The sequence below is a fragment of the Aeromonas genomosp. paramedia genome, assembly GCF_023093515.1.
In the GTDB taxonomy this organism is placed as follows: domain Bacteria; phylum Pseudomonadota; class Gammaproteobacteria; order Enterobacterales; family Aeromonadaceae; genus Aeromonas.
Window position 1 is genome coordinate 218,197 of the sequence record NZ_JAAROG010000018.1, and the last position, 16,041, is coordinate 234,237.

Annotated in this window: 12 protein-coding genes; 2 read left to right on the forward strand and 10 right to left on the reverse strand. The window is 61.9% G+C overall.

The window, feature by feature from the left end; all coding sequences use genetic code 11:
• Positions 1-104: 104 nt before the first annotated feature.
• Entirely contained in the window at positions 105-1,397 is a 1,293-nt protein-coding gene (locus tag HB860_RS14115; protein ID WP_247627060.1) for an HAAAP family serine/threonine permease, read from the reverse strand.
• Between the two features lie 496 nt (positions 1,398-1,893).
• Between HB860_RS14115 and HB860_RS14120 the strand changes: the two genes are divergently transcribed.
• Both HB860_RS14120 and HB860_RS14125 read left to right on the forward strand, forming a co-directional pair.
• On the forward strand, positions 1,894-2,802 hold the full coding sequence (locus HB860_RS14120) for a LysR family transcriptional regulator (protein WP_247627142.1): 909 nt from the start codon (positions 1,894-1,896) through the stop codon (positions 2,800-2,802).
• Between the two features lie 101 nt (positions 2,803-2,903).
• Positions 2,904-4,310: an MATE family efflux transporter gene (locus tag HB860_RS14125; RefSeq protein ID WP_247627061.1), complete on the forward strand. Its 1,407-nt coding sequence runs from the start codon at positions 2,904-2,906 to the stop codon at positions 4,308-4,310.
• Between the two features lie 76 nt (positions 4,311-4,386).
• Here HB860_RS14125 and accA read toward each other — a convergent pair whose 3' ends face one another.
• The 9 genes from accA to bamA all read right to left on the reverse strand — a co-directional run bounded on the left by accA (position 4,387) and on the right by bamA (position 16,018).
• Entirely contained in the window at positions 4,387-5,337 is a 951-nt protein-coding gene (gene accA / locus HB860_RS14130) for an acetyl-CoA carboxylase carboxyl transferase subunit alpha (protein WP_025327902.1), read from the reverse strand.
• Positions 5,338-5,353: 16 nt separating this feature from the next.
• Positions 5,354-8,833, reverse strand: coding sequence for a DNA polymerase III subunit alpha (dnaE, locus tag HB860_RS14135; RefSeq protein WP_139436535.1), 3,480 nt, complete (start codon positions 8,831-8,833; stop codon positions 5,354-5,356).
• Positions 8,834-9,424 carry a ribonuclease HII gene (gene rnhB, locus HB860_RS14140; protein WP_247627062.1) on the reverse strand — a complete coding sequence of 197 codons (591 nt, stop codon included), beginning with the start codon at positions 9,422-9,424 and terminating at the stop codon, positions 8,834-8,836.
• Positions 9,425-9,504: 80 nt separating this feature from the next.
• Positions 9,505-10,644 carry a lipid-A-disaccharide synthase gene (lpxB, locus tag HB860_RS14145; protein ID WP_247627063.1) on the reverse strand — a complete coding sequence of 380 codons (1,140 nt, stop codon included), beginning with the start codon at positions 10,642-10,644 and terminating at the stop codon, positions 9,505-9,507.
• Positions 10,637-11,428, reverse strand: coding sequence for an acyl-ACP--UDP-N-acetylglucosamine O-acyltransferase (gene lpxA, locus HB860_RS14150; protein ID WP_139436541.1), 792 nt, complete (start codon positions 11,426-11,428; stop codon positions 10,637-10,639). Before lpxA ends, lpxB begins: the two co-directional genes overlap by 8 nt.
• Positions 11,429-11,430: 2 nt before the next feature.
• Complete coding sequence (gene fabZ / locus HB860_RS14155) at positions 11,431-11,892, reverse strand: 3-hydroxyacyl-ACP dehydratase FabZ (protein WP_010673414.1); 462 nt, start codon at positions 11,890-11,892, stop codon at positions 11,431-11,433.
• A 24-nt stretch (positions 11,893-11,916) separates the two neighbouring features.
• Positions 11,917-12,936, reverse strand: coding sequence for a UDP-3-O-(3-hydroxymyristoyl)glucosamine N-acyltransferase (gene lpxD / locus HB860_RS14160; RefSeq protein WP_139436543.1), 1,020 nt, complete (start codon positions 12,934-12,936; stop codon positions 11,917-11,919).
• A 3-nt stretch (positions 12,937-12,939) separates the two neighbouring features.
• A complete protein-coding gene (locus HB860_RS14165; RefSeq protein WP_139436545.1) occupies positions 12,940-13,452 on the reverse strand; it encodes an OmpH family outer membrane protein in 513 nt (170 codons plus the stop codon).
• Positions 13,453-13,594: 142 nt separating this feature from the next.
• On the reverse strand, positions 13,595-16,018 hold the full coding sequence (gene bamA, locus HB860_RS14170; RefSeq protein WP_139436547.1) for an outer membrane protein assembly factor BamA: 2,424 nt from the start codon (positions 16,016-16,018) through the stop codon (positions 13,595-13,597).
• Positions 16,019-16,041: the final 23 nt, after the last annotated feature.

Genomic DNA, 16,041 nt, shown 5'->3' on the forward strand with positions numbered 1-16,041 from the left:
CCATGTTAGGCCGCTGCCACGGCTTTGTTAAGCACTCTGCGCCGCAAATAAAAAAGCCGCCTCTTGGGAGGCGGCTTCTTCATTCAACGGCGTAACCGGAGTTATCAGGCAATCAGCTTGTAGATGATGCCGGACATGGCGATCAGGCCAATCAGGGTCACGAAGCCGTTGCTGATGTTGCCGGCGTATTTGCGCATGGCCGGGATCTTGGCGATGGCGTACATCGGCATCAGGAACAGCAGCATGGCGATGATGGGGCCGCCCAGGTCTTCGATCATGCCGAGGATGCTCGGGTTGATGGTGGCGATGGCCCAGGTGGTCAGGATCATGAAGAGCGCGGTCACCTTGTTCAGCTGCTTGATCTCGACCTTCTTGCCCTTCTCGCGCAGCGCCTTGGCCATCAGGCCGTTCATGCCCTCTTGCGCACCCAGGTAGTGACCCAGGAAGGATTTGCTGATGGCAACCAGGGCGATCAGCGGTGCCACAGTGGCGATCACCGGGTTGTCGAAGTGGTTGGCCAGGTAGGAGAGGATGGAGATGTTCTGCTCCTTCGCCGCCGCCAGATCAGCCGGGGAGAGGCTCAGTACGCAGCTGAATACGAAGAACATCACAGTCATCACCATCATGACGTGGGCGCCCAGCAGTATGTTGCTGCACTTCTTCTCGGCACCTTCACCGTAACGACCCTTGTTGTCCACCGCGAAGGAGGAGATGATCGGGGAGTGGTTGAAGGAGAACACCATGACAGGGATGGCCAGCCACAGGGTCTTGATGAAGTCACCGTTGAAGGCCTCGGACAGCGCAGGCGCTTCGGTCACAATGGCACCGTTCCAGTGCGGGACCAGGTAGAGCGCCAGGCCCATCAGGGTGATCACGAAGGGGAACACCAGCACGCTCATCGCCTTGACGATCACCTGGCCGCCGAGGCGAACGATCGCCATCAGACCCAGGATCAGCACCAGGGAGAGGATGGCACGGGGAGGCGCCGTCATGCCCAGCTGGTGAACCATCAGGCTCTCGACTGTGTTGGTGATGGCCACCGAGTACATCAGCAGGATGGGGTAGATGGCAAAGAAGTAGAGCAGGGTGATGAACTTGCCTGCGGTCTTGCCGAAGTGCTCTTCCACCACTTCGGTGATGTCGCCATCACGGGTGGAGCCGGACAGCACGAAGCGGGTCAGGCCGCGGTGGGCGAAGAAGGTCAGCGGCAGGGCCAGCACCAGCATGGCCACCAGCGGCCAGAGGCCACCGACGCCGGCATTGATCGGCAGGAAGAGGACACCGGCACCGATGGCGGTACCGTACAGGCCCAGCATCCAGACCAGATCGGCCTTGTTGATGCCACGGGAGGAGGCTTTGCTCAAGCTGCCTTCAACTGCAATATTCATGTCAGACATAGGGATGTTCCTGTCATCAAGGAAAGTGGATTCTTACTAGTCGGTGGGCATGGGCCCGGTTCCCTCTCCCTGGAACACCTGCTGTTCGTCCTTTTTTATTCTCATGCCCCGGCTATCCGGCCATCACTCCATGTGACAACCAAATTGCAACAAACGAAGGCATGAGATCGTGATGCTGAGGGTGTCGCTCGTGCCATTTAACAAACCGGCAACGGCCACCTCATCCGATGAGCTGACTCTAGTTAAAAGCCCCTATTAATCACAGCGTTTTTTTGAATTAATCAACCAAAGTTTGATTCCAGTCGCCTTTCAAACGAGCAAGATCACATTACGTACGCCATGTTGCGAAATTTTTTTAACAAATCAAAAATGGACGGTGGTTTTAGGCCCCCCTGAAAGAGCAACAAAGCCGTTACAACCCCCGCAACAGCGTGCCGATTGTCTCCCGTCCGCCCTTGGCGTACCCTTGGTTTTCCCCCACTGCCCCTTGCTGAACATGACCATCACCCGCACCGATCTTGCCGAACTGGCGGTATTTGCCGCCGTCGCCCGCCACCGCAGTTTCAGCAGGGCCGCCCTCGAACTCGGGGTCTCGGCCTCGGCCCTGAGCCACTCCCTCAAGGGGCTAGAGAGTCGTCTGGGAGTCAGGCTGCTCAATCGCAGCACCCGGGCCGTGGTGCCGACCGAGGCGGGGGAGCGCTTGCTGACGCAGCTGCTGCCGACCCTGGGTCAGCTGGAGGAGGCGCTGGAGGAGTTGACGCGCCACGGGGATGAGCCGGTCGGCAGGCTGAAAATCTGTGCGCCCAGGGCCGCCATTCAGGAGGTGCTGGCTCCTGTGCTTATCGACTATCTGGTGCGCTATCCGCGCATGCAGGTGGAGGTGGTGGAGCAGGAGCTGATGCCCCGTCTCATCGAGGATGGCTATGACGCCGCCCTCTTCTACGGCGATCTGCTGCCCCAGGAGATGATAGCCGTGCCCCTGGGTCCGTTGCAGCGCTATCTGGTGGTGGGCTCCCCCGACTACCTGGCAAGGCGCGGCATCCCCCTGCACCCCTCCGAACTCAGCCAGCACGACTGCATCGGCTACCGCCTGACCCCCCATCACCACTATCGCTGGGCCTTTGCCGCCGACGGCGCTCTGCTGGAGATAGAGGTGAGCGGGCCGCTGACCACCAGCACCCCCGCCCTCTATCTGGGGGCGGCCGAGGCGGGTCTGGGGCTGGCCTACTGCTACGAGGAAGAGGTGAGCGACGCCCTGGCGGCGGGTCGGCTGGTGAGCGTGCTGAGCGCCTGGAGCCCCACCTTTGCCGGCTTCCATCTCTTCTACCCCAGCCGCCACCAGCTGGGCCACGGCCTGCGGGCCCTGATAGACATGTTGAAGGCCCACCACAGCCCGACAGACTAATGAGCTTTACTCATCAATCCATCAAATAAACACCGGATTATCAATGGAAAGATAAGAATCTACACTGTGGCTTCGATCCCCGACCCGGCAGAAGCACAGATATGTCAGCCTATTTCATTCGCCGCCAGCGGGCCATGACCCGCCGTTTCTGGGGCTATGCCCTCCCCTCCATCATGGCCATGCTGGTCTCCGGCGCCTATTACCTGGTGGATGGCATCTTCGTCGGTCACTATGTGGGGGCCGCCGGTCTCGCCGGGATCAATCTGGTCTACCCGGTCATCATGGTGCTGATCGGCCTCGCCGCCATGATCGCCATGGGGGCGGCGACCGCCATCTCCCTCCAGCAGGGGGCCAGAAACGTCGCCCTGGCCCGCCAGGCCCTGGTCAATGCGCTCTGGTTGCTGGGGCTGCTGGGGGCCCTGGCGCCGCTGCTGCTGCACCACTGGCACATCGACATCCTGCTGGCTCTGGGCATCACACCGGATACCGAGACCTGGCAACAGGCCAGCGACTACCTCGGCTGGATCGGGGGCGGCACCCTGCTGCTGGCCAGCAACCTGGCGGTGCCCTATCTGCTGCGCAACGACGGTCGACCCCGCCTCGCCATGGTGCTGGTGAGCGGCGGCGCCCTGCTCAACATACTGCTCAACTACATCATGGTCGGCCGCCTGGGGCTGGGGCTGGTGGGCACGGCCCAGGCCACCCTCATCTCGGAAGGGGTGGTCAGCCTGCTTGGCCTTGGCTATTTCTTTACCTCCCGCGCCAGATTGCGGCTGGAATGGCGCCAGCTGGTGCCCAGCTTCCCGGCCATGCCCAGGCTGCTGTTCACCGGGCTGCCGAGCCTGATCGCCCAGTTCAACCTGGGGTTGTTGCTGCTGCTGCACAACAGCCAGCTGATGGTGCACGGCTCGGTCAAGGATCTGGCGGGCTTCACGGTGGCGGGTTACACGGAGGCGGTGTTCATCGTGATCCTGCAGGGGCTGGCCTTCGGCATCCAGCCGCTGATCAGCCAGGCCACCGGGGCCGGGCGCCAGCGGGATCTCAGATTCCTGATGGCCATGGGGCTCAAGATCACGCTGATCTATGGCATGGGGGTCTGGCTGCTGATCCAGCTGCTGCCCCGCCAGGTCGCCATGCTCTACACCGGGGATCAGGATGCCGAGCTGCTGGCCGCCGCCATCAGCAGCCTGACCCTCAACCTCGCCGCCATACCGCTGGAGGGGATCATCATGTTCGGCATAGTGCTGCTGCAGTCCATGGCGCGCACCCGCCAGGCCCTGGTCATCTCGGCCGCCAAGACGGCGCTGCTGCTGCCCCTCATCTTCCTGCTGCCGCTCTGGTGGGGCCGCGACGGCGTGCTGCTGGCCCAGCCCGCGACCGTGCTGCTGCTGACCCCGCCGCTCTGCTGGCTGTTGTGGCGGGAGTGGCGTCGCCTCGCGCAGGCCAAGGCCCCCCGCCACCCGCGCCGCCCCCTGGTACAGGTGAGGGAGGAGGTGATGACGAGATGAGATCCCTGGTTGTCTGCCGCCCATAAAAAAAGTCCCCGCAATGCGGGGACTTTTCACAAGAGATGATCGACGTGCATCAGCAGTAGCCGTAACCCAGCAGGCGCTGGTAGCGCTGCTCCAGCAACTGGTCGCTGTCCAGCGGGCGCAAGGCCGCCAGGTCTTGCTTGATGCGATCCTTCAGGCGCTGGGCCATCAGCTCCACGTTGCGGTGGGCGCCGCCGAGGGGCTCTTCGACGATGCTGTCGATGAGCTTCAGCTCCTTCAGACGCTGGGCGGTGATGCCCATGGCATCGGCGGCCACCGGCGCCTTGTCGGCGCTCTTCCACAGGATGGAGGCGCAACCTTCCGGCGAGATGACGGAGTAGGTGGAGTACTGCAGCATGTTGACGCGATCGCCGACGCCGATGGCCAGCGCACCGCCGGAGCCGCCTTCACCTATCACGGTGCAGACCACGGGCACGGTCAGACCGGCCATGACTTTCAGGTTGCGGGCAATGGCCTCGGACTGGCCACGCTCCTCGGCACCCACGCCGGGGTAGGCGCCCGGGGTGTCGATGAAGGTGATGATCGGCATCTTGAAGCGCTCGGCCATCTGCATCAGGCGCAGGGCCTTGCGGTACCCTTCCGGGCGCGGCATGCCGAAGTTGCGACGGATCTTCTCCTTGGTCTCGCGACCCTTCTGCTGACCAATCACCATGACGGGCTCGCCGTCCAGGCGGGCGATGCCGCCGACGATGGCCTTGTCATCGGCGTAGGCGCGATCGCCGGCCAGCTCGTCGAAGTCGGTGAAGATCTGCTCGATGTAGTCGAGGGTGTAGGGGCGCTGGGGATGACGCGCCATCTGGGACACCTGCCAGGCACCCAGATCGCCGAAGATCTTCTTGGTCAGCTCTTCGTTTTTCTTCTCCAGCCGACGGATATCTTCGCTGAGATCCACGGCACTGTTGTGCTCGCTCACATGGCGAAGTTCATCGATCTGAGCCTGCAATTCGGCGATCGGCTGTTCAAAATCCAGAAAAAGACTCATAGGGACAATAGATCCTCTAATCAAAAACCAATTCAACCCGCTCTCGTCCAAGCAGGACTCGCAAGTCATCTATCAGTTGATCGGTGGGCGTCACCCGCCACTCGGTACCGAGCGTCAATCGCGCCCGGGAGCCGGGCCGACGATAGTTTACCTGAACCGGACAGACTCCGGCACGGGCGGGCTCCAAAATCTCGCACAAACGCGGGAAAAAGCGTTCGTCAATGCGTTGTTCATCGAGGGAGATGCGGATCGCCCTGGCGAAACGCTCCCTCGCATCGTTGATATCCAGCAATTCGCGGGCCGACATTTTAAGGCCACCGGAGAAGTCATCAAAGCTGACCTGTCCAGAAACCACTAAAATACGGTCTTTTTGCATCAATTCTTCGTATTTTTCCAGCGCTTCACTGAAGAGGGTCACATCCAGACGGCCGGATCTGTCGTCCAGGGTGAAGATCCCCATCTTGTTGCCGCGCTTGGTCACCATGCTGCGCGCCGCGATCACCAGCCCAGCCGCCGTGGTCACCGTATCCCGGGAGGTGGGATGCAGATCGCACAGCCGGCCCGAGGTGTAGCGACGCAGCTCGCCGCTGTACTGGTTGATGGGGTGGCCGGTGAGGTAGAGCCCGAGGGTCTCCCGCTCCCCTTCCAGCCACACCTTGTCGGGCCAGTGCGGCACGTTGGCGAACGCCTTCTTGACGTCGTCTATCTCCTCGGTCAGCACCCCGAACATGTCGACCTGCCCCACCGCCTGGGCCTTGGCGTGCTGTTCGGCGGCGCGCATCGCCTCCTCCAGCGTCGCCATCAGGGCGGCGCGGTGGGGGCCGAGCCGGTCCATGGCGCCGGAGAGGATGAGTTTTTCCATCACCCGCTTGTTGAGCTTCTTGATGTCGACCCGGTTGCAGAAGTCGAACAGATCCCGGAACGGGCCATCCTGATCCCGCGCGCTGAGTATCGCATCTATGGGGCCTTCGCCGACCCCCTTCACCGCGCCGATGCCGTAGACGATATGACCATCTTCGTTGACCGAGAAGCGATAGCGGCCGGTGTTCACGTCAGGGGGTATGACGGTTAGCCCCATCCGCTGGCACTCGTCCACTAGCGTCACTATCTTGTCGGTGTTGTCCATGTCCGCGGTCATCACCGCCGCCATGAACTCGGCCGGGAAGTGGGTCTTGAGCCAGAGGGTCTGGTAGGAGACCAGCGCATAGGCGGCGGAGTGGGACTTGTTGAAGCCGTAGCCCGCAAACTTCTCCACCAGATCGAAGATCTTCATCGCCAGTTCGCCGTCGACGCCGTTCTTGATGGCGCCCTCCTCGAAACCGGCCCGCTGCTTGGCCATCTCCTCGGGTTTCTTCTTGCCCATGGCCCGGCGCAGCATGTCAGCCCCGCCAAGCGTGTAACCCGCCAGGGTCTGGGCTATCTGCATCACCTGCTCCTGGTAGAGGATGATGCCGTAGGTGGGCTCGAGTATGGGCTTGAGGCTCTCGTGCTGCCACTTCTCGTCCGGGTAGGAGATGGCCTCCTTGCCGTGCTTGCGCTCGATGAAGTTGTCCACCATGCCGGACTGCAGCGGGCCCGGACGGAACAGGGCCACCAGGGCGATCATGTCTTCGAAGCAGTCAGGCTGCAGCCGCTTGATGAGATCCTTCATGCCGCGGGATTCGAGCTGGAATACCGCCGTGGTCTCGAAGCGCTGCAACAGCGCGAACGACTTCTTGTCGTCGATGGGGATGGCGGCGATGTCGACCGGCGGCTTGCCCTCCTTGGCCAGGCGCGGGTTGATCATGCCGAGGGCCCAGTCGATGATGGTGAGGGTCCGCAGTCCCAGGAAGTCGAACTTCACCAGGCCGGCGTACTCCACGTCGTTCTTGTCGAACTGGGTCACCGGGTGGTGGCCGGAATCGTCGCAGTAGAGCGGCGCGAAGTCGGTGATCTTGGTGGGGGCTATCACCACACCACCGGCGTGTTTGCCGGCGTTACGCACCACACCTTCCAGTCGGCGCGCCATGTCGATGAGGTCCTTGACCTCCTCGTCCTGCTCGTAGAGCTCCGGCAGCTTGGGCTCGGCCTCGAACGCCTTGGCGAGCGTCATGCCCGGATCCGGCGGAATGAGCTTGGAGATGCGATCCACGAACCCATAGGCGTGGCCCAGCACCCGGCCCACGTCCCGCACCACCGCCTTGGCCGCCATGCTGCCGAAGGTGATGATCTGGGAGACCGCCTCCCGGCCATACATCTCGGAGACGTGGTCGATCACCTCGTCCCGTCTGTCCATGCAGAAATCGACGTCGAAGTCGGGCATGGAGACCCGCTCGGGGTTCAGGAAACGTTCGAACAGCAGATCAAACTCGAGGGGATCCAGATCGGTGATCTTGAGGGCGTAGGCCACCAGGGAACCCGCCCCCGAGCCCCGGCCCGGGCCGACCGGGATGCCGTTGTCCTTGGACCACTGGATAAACTCCATCACGATGAGGAAGTAACCCGGGAAGCCCATCTGGTTGATCACCTTGAGCTCGATGTCGAGGCGCTCGTCGTACTCGCCACGCTTGGCGGCGCGGACTTGCGGATCCGGGAACAGGAAGGCCAGGCGGTCTTCCAACCCCTCCTTGGACTTCATCACCAGGAAATCTTCGGTGGTCATGTCGCCGGTCGGGAAGTTCGGCAGGAAGTACTCCCCCAGACGCACCGTCACGTTGCAGCGCTTGGCGATCTCCACCGTGTTTTCCAGCGCCTCCGGGATGTCGGCAAACAACTCGCACATTTCTTCCTGACTGCGCAGGTACTGCTGCGGGCTGTAGCGGCGCGGACGGCGCTTGTCCATCAGGGTGTAGCCGTCGTGGATGGCGACCCGGATCTCGTGGGCATCGAAGTCGTCGGCCCCGAGGAATACCACCTCGTTGGTGGCCACCACCGGCAGCTCGAACTCGGCGGCGATGGCCACCGCCATGTGCAGGTAGACCTCCTCGTCTGGGCGGCCGGTACGCAGCAGCTCCAGGTAGTAGGCATCCGGGAAGTGAGTCCGGTAGAAGGCGAGGCTCTGCTCCACCATCTGGCGGTTGCCCTTGAGCAGGAACTTGCCGAGATCCCCCTCGCGACCACCGGAGAGCACTATCACCCCCTTGGCGTGCTCGACCAGCCAGCTCTTGTCGATGACAGGCCGCCCCTGCACGTGGCCGCGCTGGTAGCCGCGGGAGATGAGCAGGGTGATGTTCTGGTAGCCGTCGTTGTCCATGGCGAGCAGGGTGAGGCGGAACTGCTCGTCGCCGAGCTCCTCGCTCTGCACCCAGAAATCCGCCCCGACGATGGGTTTGATCCCCTTGCCGTGGGCCGAGCCATAGAAGCGCACCAGGCCGCACATGTTCATCTGGTCGGTCAGGGCCAGCGCCGGCATGTTGTTGGCCGCGGCCGCCGAGACGATGGGGCCGATTTTCTGCAGGCCATCGACCATGGAGAAGTCGGAGTGGACCCGCAGGTGGACGAAGCGAGGATCGGCCATCTATTCGATCCCCAGCGCCCGGCGCACCGGTTTGAAGCTCTGCCGATATTCGGGCAGGGGGCCGCGCTCGGCCAATATGGCGAGGTGTTCGGCGGTCGGATAGCCCTTGTGGCGGGCGAAGCCGTACTCGGGATGACGGCCGTCCAGCTCGGTCATCTCGGCGTCGCGGGTCACCTTGGCGAGGATGGAGGCGGCGCTGATGGCGGCCACCAGGCTGTCCCCCTTGACCACGGCACGGGCCTCCATCGGCAAACCTGGACAACGGTTGCCGTCGATAAAGACCAGCTCGGGGGTGATGGACAAGCCCGCCACGGCGCGCTGCATGGCCAGCATGGTGGCGTGCAGTATGTTGAGCTCGTCGATCTCCGCCGGGGTGGCACGGCCGATGGACCAGGCCAGGGCCTTTGCCTTGATTTCATCAAACAGGGCGAGGCGCTTCTTCTCGGAGAGCTTCTTGGAATCGGCGAGGCCTTCGATGGGATTGGCGGGATCCAGGATCACCGCGGCGGTGACCACGTCACCCACCAGGGGGCCACGACCCACCTCGTCAACCCCGGCAACCCGCTTGTCTTGTGGAATATCGATCGTCATATCACAGGCCTTGAATCAAAACCGGCCCCGCAGGGCCAGTATCAGCACAACATAACGCCAACAGCGCGCCTCCAGCCACCCTAACTGTCGAGCAGCTCGGCCACCGCCTCGGCGGCCTGCACATCGGCGTTGCAGCGGATCTTCTGGTGCAACTTGGTGAAGGTGGCGATGAGCTCGCTGTTGTCGTGCTCCAGCAACTTGCTGACCTCTTCCACCAGATTGGCCGCAGTGCACTCATGCTGGATGAGCTCGGGCACCAACATCCTGTCTGCCAGCAGATTCGGCAGGGAGACGTACTCCGTCTTCACCAGCCACTGGGCCAGCCAGTAGCTCAGCGGCTTGAGCTTGTAGCCCACCACCATGGGGCGCTTCACCAGCATGGCCTCCAGCGCGGCCGTGCCGGACGCCAGCATCACCACGTCGGCGGCAATCATGGCCTCACGGCCCTGACCGTCCAGCAGCACCATGTCGAGATCCGGCGCCACCTCGGCCTTGATGGCGAGGAACTGGTCGCGCCGCTTCTCGTTCACCAGCGGCACTATGAAGCCGAGATCCGGGCAGTGCACCGTCAGGTGCTTGCACGCCTCGAGGAAGACGGGGGACATGAAGCCGACCTCGGCGCTGCGGCTGCCCGGCAACACCGCCAGCCAGCGGCGGCCCGGCTCGAGGCCGAGGGTCTCGCGCATCTCCTGCCGATCCGGCACCAGGGGAATGTCGTCCGCCATGGTGTGCCCGACGAAGCGGCAGGGGGCATCGAAGCGGTCGTAGAAGGCTTTCTCGAACGGCAGGAAGGCGAGCACCATGTCGGTGGCGGCCTTGATCTTGTGAATGCGGCCCTGACGCCAGGCCCAGACCGAGGGGCTGACATAATGGACCGTCTTGATACCGGCGCGGCGCAGTTTCAGCTCCACCCCGATATTGAAATCCGGTGCATCCACCCCGACGAAGATGTCCGGGGGATTGGCAATGAAGTGGCGCAGCAACTCGCGGCGCACCTGGAGGATCCGGGACAGACGTCCCAGCACCTCGCTGATGCCCATGACGGAAAGCTCTTCCATCTCGAACAGGGCCTTGACGCCCAGGGCCTGCATGCGCGGCCCGGCGATCCCTTCGAACTGGGCATCGGGATAACGAACCAGCAGCTCGCGCACCAGACCGGCAGCCAGGATGTCGCCGGAGGTCTCTCCGGCGACTATGCCGATGCGGATGGGCTTAGGCACGGATGATCCCGCGCTCGTTGCCCTTGAGGAAATCCACATAGAGCTGGACGGCCGGCTCGGTGGCCGCCATCTCGCTCAGAACCGGCAGCACCTCTTCGATGGTCTTGCCGGAGCGGAAGATCTCTTTGTAGGCACGCTTGACGGCCGAGATGGCTTCGGGCGTGAAGCCGCGACGACGCAGCCCTTCGGAGTTGACCCCGAACGGCTTGGCGTAGTTGCCGGCGGCCATCACGTAGGGCGGCACGTCCTTGTTCAGGGCGGCGCAGCCACCGACGAAGGCGTGGGAGCCAACGCGGCCGAACTGGTGAATGGCAGACAGACCGCCGAAGATCACGAAGTCACCGATGTGAACGTGACCAGCCAGGGTCGCGTTGTTGGCGAAGATGCAGTTGTCACCGATCATGCAGTCATGGGCCACGTGGACGTTGACCATGAAGAGGTTCCCGCTGCCGACCCGGGTCAGGCTCTGATCCTGAGTGGTGCCGCGGTGCACGGTGCAGTTCTCGCGAAACACGTTGTTGTCGCCGATCTCGAGGAAGGTGCGCTCGCCGGCGTACTTCTTGTCCTGGCAATCCTCACCGATGGAGGTGTGCTGGAAGATCTTGTTGCCACGGCCGATCCTGGTCGGGCCCTTGATCACCACGTGGGAACCCACCCAGGTGTCGTCACCTATCTCCACCTCGGCACCGATGACGGTAAAGGGGCCGATTTCCACCCCTTTGCCGATCACGGCAGACTCATGGACGATGGCGGTATCGTGGATGATGGCAGTCTGGTCAATCACGGTTACACCTCGCGTTTGGCGCACATCAGTTCGGCGGTACAGACCACTTCACCATCGACTGTGGCAACGCCGGTGAACTTGGCGATGCCGCGACGCTCCTTCAGAAACTCTACGTCGAGCACCAGCTGATCGCCAGGGCCGACCGGACGCTTGAAGCGGGCGTTGTCGATGGAGGCAAAGTAATAGAGCTCGTTGGGGGACGGCTTGCCCACCATGGTAAAGGCCAGGATACCGGTCGCCTGGGCCATGGCCTCCAGGATCAGCACGCCGGGGAACACCGGCTTGGCCGGGAAGTGCCCCTGGAAGATCGGCTCGTTGAACGAGACGTTCTTGATGGCGCGCAGGGTCTTGCGCTCATCGCTGATCTCGTAATTTTCCACCTTGTCCACCATCAGGAACGGATAACGGTGGGGCAGCAGATCCATGATTTCCTGGATCCCCAGGCTTTTCTTTTCAGTAGTCAAAACAGTACCCTATACCAATCGTGATTATTCTTGATCCAGCTTTTTCTCAAGTCGGCTCAACCGCTTGTGCATCTCTTCAATACGCATCACCCGGGCAGCGGTCTTGCGCCACTCTTTATTGGTTTGCAGGGGGATGCCTGAAGAGTAGATTCCGGGCTCGGTAATGGGTCGCATCACCATGGCCATACCGGTGACGGTGGCCTGGTCGCAGATCTCCATGTGCCCGTTAAAGACGGAGGCGCCGCCAATGATACAGTATTTGCCGACCTTGAGACTACCGGCCATCACGGTCGAGCCCGCCACGGCGGTGCCGTAGCCAATCTCGACGTTGTGGGCGATCTGGCACTGGTTGTCGATGATGACGTTGTCCGCGATGCGGGTGTCTTCCAGGGCACCGCGGTCTATGGTGGTGCAGGCACCGATTTCCACCCGGTTGCCTATGGTCACGCCGCCGAGCTGGGGGATCTTGATCCACTCGCCACGCTCGTTGGCATAACCGAAACCGTCGGCCCCGATCACGGTGCCGGCTTGCACCAGACAATCCGTGCCCAGGGTCACGTTATGATACAGGGTGACGTTGGCCCACAACCGGGAGCGTGCTCCCAGTCGGGTATCCTTGCCAACGAAACAGCCCGGGCCGATGCGGACATCATCCCCCAGCACGACGCCGGATTCGATGACCGCATTGGCGCCGATGGCCACTCTCTCGCCCAGTTGCACATCCGCCGCGATGACGGCACTCGGATGGATATCCGTGGCCGGCTGCGGTGTGGTGTCCAGCAGTTGGGCTACCCGGGCAAAGCCCACATAGGGGTCTTTGAGCACCAGGGCATTGGTGGGGCAAAACGGCAGGTCCGCCTCAGTAATGAGCACGGCAGTCGCCTTGCTCTGCTCCAGGAAATGCCGGTACTTCTTGTTGGACAGGAAGGCAATCTCCCCCTCCCCGGCTTTTTCCAGTGTCGCTACCTTGCGGATTTCCCGGGTCCCATCCCCATGGACCTCGGCCCCCAGTTGCTGGGCCAGCTGTGCGAGAGTGAATGCCATCAATTAGTTGCTCTTGCTTACCTGAGAGATAACCTGGCTGGAGATGTCCAGCTTGCTGGCGGCATAGGGAGCAGCATTGCGCTCCAGCACCAGATCGTAACCATTGCTCTTGGCGATGGCGTCGATGGCAGCCTGTACCTTGGTCAGGATCTTGTTGCGCTCTTCAGCCTGACGACGGCCGTTGTCCTGCTCGAACGCCTGACGCTTCTGGTTGAACTCCATCTGCAGCTTGGCCAGCTTCTCCTGGTTCTGCTTCTTCTGCTCGTTGCTCATGAAGGCTTCGTCCTTCTTGAACTTCTCGACCAGAGCCTGACCGTCGGATTCCAGCTTCTGCAGCTCGCGCATGCGCGGCTCGAACTCGCCCTTCAGTTTCTTGGCCACGGCTTCACGCTGGGGCAGCTTTTGGAAGACTTCGCCCATGTCGACCACGGCGATCTTGGTCTCAGCCCAGGCGGAGCCCATACCGGCAGCCATCAGTGCAAAACTCAAACCAGCTACTTTCAACGCTTTATTCACACTTACTCCTTGGTCCCTCGGTCGAGGGCTACCTGATTTACCTGATTGTGCAAGCGATCTCTGGGACCGGCTTGTTACCTGGTGAGGCACGCAAGCTGCGCGTCCCATCATTGAATACCCCCTGGTGGGGGCGGGCCCGCCTTTAGAAGGTACGGCCGATGTTGAAGGAGAAGACTTCGGTATCGTCCCCTTCGTATTTCTTGAGCGGCTGCGCCAGCACGAACACCAGGGGTCCCATGGGGGAGAGCCACTGCAGTGACAGACCCGCCGACATCCGGATATTGGTGGGGTCAGAATAGTCCATCAGATAGTTACAGCCACTGAAGCAACGGTTCTGGTACTGACCATATTCGAAGGTGGTATCCCACACGGTACCGGCATCGATGAAGAAGCTGGTCCGCAGCTGGGGCTGGTAGCTTTCAGACGCGAACGGCGTCGGCACTATCATCTCGAGGGAGGCCACCGCCAGGGCATTGCCCCCCACCGAGCTGTCGGTGCCCTGGATCACGTCGTTACCGCCCAGGTTGTAGTAGTAGAGCGCCTTCGGACCGACGGTGTTGCTCTTGAAGCCACGCAAGGTGTCGAAACCACCGGCGTAGTAGTTCTCGAAGAAGGGCAGCACGTGGTCGTAGTCACCGTTGCTGCCGTAGCCATTGCCGTAAGAGGCGCGGGCCTTGGCCAACATGACCCACTGGTGGTCGGCATCAAACGGGAAGTAATGGGAGTCTTCGGCGTTGAGCTTGAAGTACTGCAGATCCATGCCAGGCACGGTCACCTTGGCGTTCACCCGTTGACGGTCACCGGCGGTCGGGAACTGACCCTTGTTGAGGGTGGAGCGGGTCCAGCCGGCGGTGACGTCCACGGTGTTGAACACCATGCGGTTGTCGCCGTCCAGGTTGGCCTGGTAGACCTTCCAGAACTCATCCACCTGCACATAGGGGTTGGGCTGGGAGAGCTTGTTGTTCTCGTAGCCGAGGCTGAAGTCGAGACGGTTGTTCTCGTTGACCGGGAAACCGCTGGAGAGACGGAAGCCTATGGTGGTGTTTTCGTAGTCGACGATGTTGGCATCGGCCGCACTGAACTTGTTGTAGTAGAGGCGGCCGCCCAGGCTGACGCCATCGACGGTGAAGTAGGGATCGTTGTAGCTGAGATCGATGTTCTTCGAGTAGTCGTTGGTGCTGGCGTTGATGCCGATCTTCTTGCCGGTCCCCATGAAGTTGTCTTGCTGCAGGCCCGCCTGCAGGCTCAGACCAGACTCGGTACCGTAGCCGATGCCGGCGTTGATGGAGCCTGCCGGCTGCTCCTTGACCTTGAAGTCCAGATCGACCTGATCGTCGCTGCCCGCCACCCGCTTGGTGTCCACTTCCGCGGTCTCGAAGAAGCCGAGGCGGTTGAGACGGGTCTTGGACTGCTCGACGTTGTCGGAGGAGAGCCAGGTGCCTTCCATCTGACGCATCTCGCGACGCAGCACTTCGTCCTTGGTGGTGACGTTGCCGCTGAAGTTGATGTTGCGCACATAGACACGGGGGCCCGGCTCTATGTTGACGATCAGCTCCACTTCCTTGGTCTGGTCATTGACCTGGGGGAAGGTGACCACTTTCGGGTAGGCGTAGCCATAACGGCCGAGGAACTTGGAGAGCACCTCTTCGGTGTGGGTCACCTGGCTGGCGGAGTAGACGCTGCCTGCCTCTATGGGGATGAGCCCCTTCATGTCGCCGCCACGGTCGATGAGATCGCCCTTGAGCTGCACGCCGGAGACCTTGTACTGATCCCCTTCCTTGATGTTCAGGGTGACGTAGACGCCCTTCTTGTCCGGGGTCATGGAGACCTGGGTGGACTCCTGAGCGAAACGGATGTAGCCGCGGTCCATGTAGTAGGAGCGCAGCACTTCGATGTCACCGGCCAGCTTCTGCTTCTGATAGCGCTGATCGCCGGTGAAGTTCCACCAGGGCACATCGTCCTTCAAGGAGAGCTGGGCCAGCAGTTTCTCTTCCGGGAACACCTGGTTGCCGACTATGTTGATCTGCTGGATCTTGGCCGCTTCCCCTTCCACGAAGGTGAACTTGAGGTCGACCCGGTTGCGGGGCAGCGGGGTGACGATGGCCTTGACCTTGGCGGAGTACTTGCCCACGCCGTAGTAGAAATCTTCCAGTCCCTTCTCGAGGGAGCTCAGCACGGTGCGATCCAGGGGATCACCGACGCGGATGCCGGAAGACTCCAGGCTCTGGGTCAGCTGCTCCTCCTTGATGTCCTTGTTGCCGGAAAACTCGATGCTGGAGATGGTCGGGCGTTCCTTCACCACGACTTGCAGCACCTGGCCGTCACGATAGACCTTGACGTCCTCGAAGTTGCCGGAGGCATAGAGCTTCTTGATGGCGTTGGCCAGGGCCACCGAGTCCACGGAGTCACCGACCCGGACCGGCAGATTCAACAGGGCGGCGCCCAGGGTCACCCGCTGCAGACCCTCGACCTGAATGTCTTGCACCACAAAAGAGGCAGGGGCCGCCTGAGCCAGGAAGCTGGCTCCCAGCAGGCAACTCAACACCAATGCTTTTTTAACAGCCATTTTGTTCTTATGTGTCCTTGTTG

What these genes read in the sequence shown, in the direction of transcription:
- HB860_RS14115 (WP_247627060.1), bottom strand. Translation starts at nt 1,397, where the DNA reads ATGTCTGACATGAATATTGCAGTTGAAGGCAGCTTGAGCAAAGCCTCC.
- HB860_RS14125 (WP_247627061.1), top strand. Translation starts at nt 2,904, where the DNA reads ATGTCAGCCTATTTCATTCGCCGCCAGCGGGCCATGACCCGCCGTTTC.
- bamA (WP_139436547.1), bottom strand. Translation starts at nt 16,018, where the DNA reads ATGGCTGTTAAAAAAGCATTGGTGTTGAGTTGCCTGCTGGGAGCCAGC.
- lpxD (WP_139436543.1), bottom strand. Translation starts at nt 12,936, where the DNA reads ATGGCATTCACTCTCGCACAGCTGGCCCAGCAACTGGGGGCCGAGGTC.
- dnaE (WP_139436535.1), bottom strand. Translation starts at nt 8,833, where the DNA reads ATGGCCGATCCTCGCTTCGTCCACCTGCGGGTCCACTCCGACTTCTCC.
- accA (WP_025327902.1), bottom strand. Translation starts at nt 5,337, where the DNA reads ATGAGTCTTTTTCTGGATTTTGAACAGCCGATCGCCGAATTGCAGGCT.
- HB860_RS14120 (WP_247627142.1), top strand. Translation starts at nt 1,894, where the DNA reads ATGACCATCACCCGCACCGATCTTGCCGAACTGGCGGTATTTGCCGCC.
- rnhB (WP_247627062.1), bottom strand. Translation starts at nt 9,424, where the DNA reads ATGACGATCGATATTCCACAAGACAAGCGGGTTGCCGGGGTTGACGAG.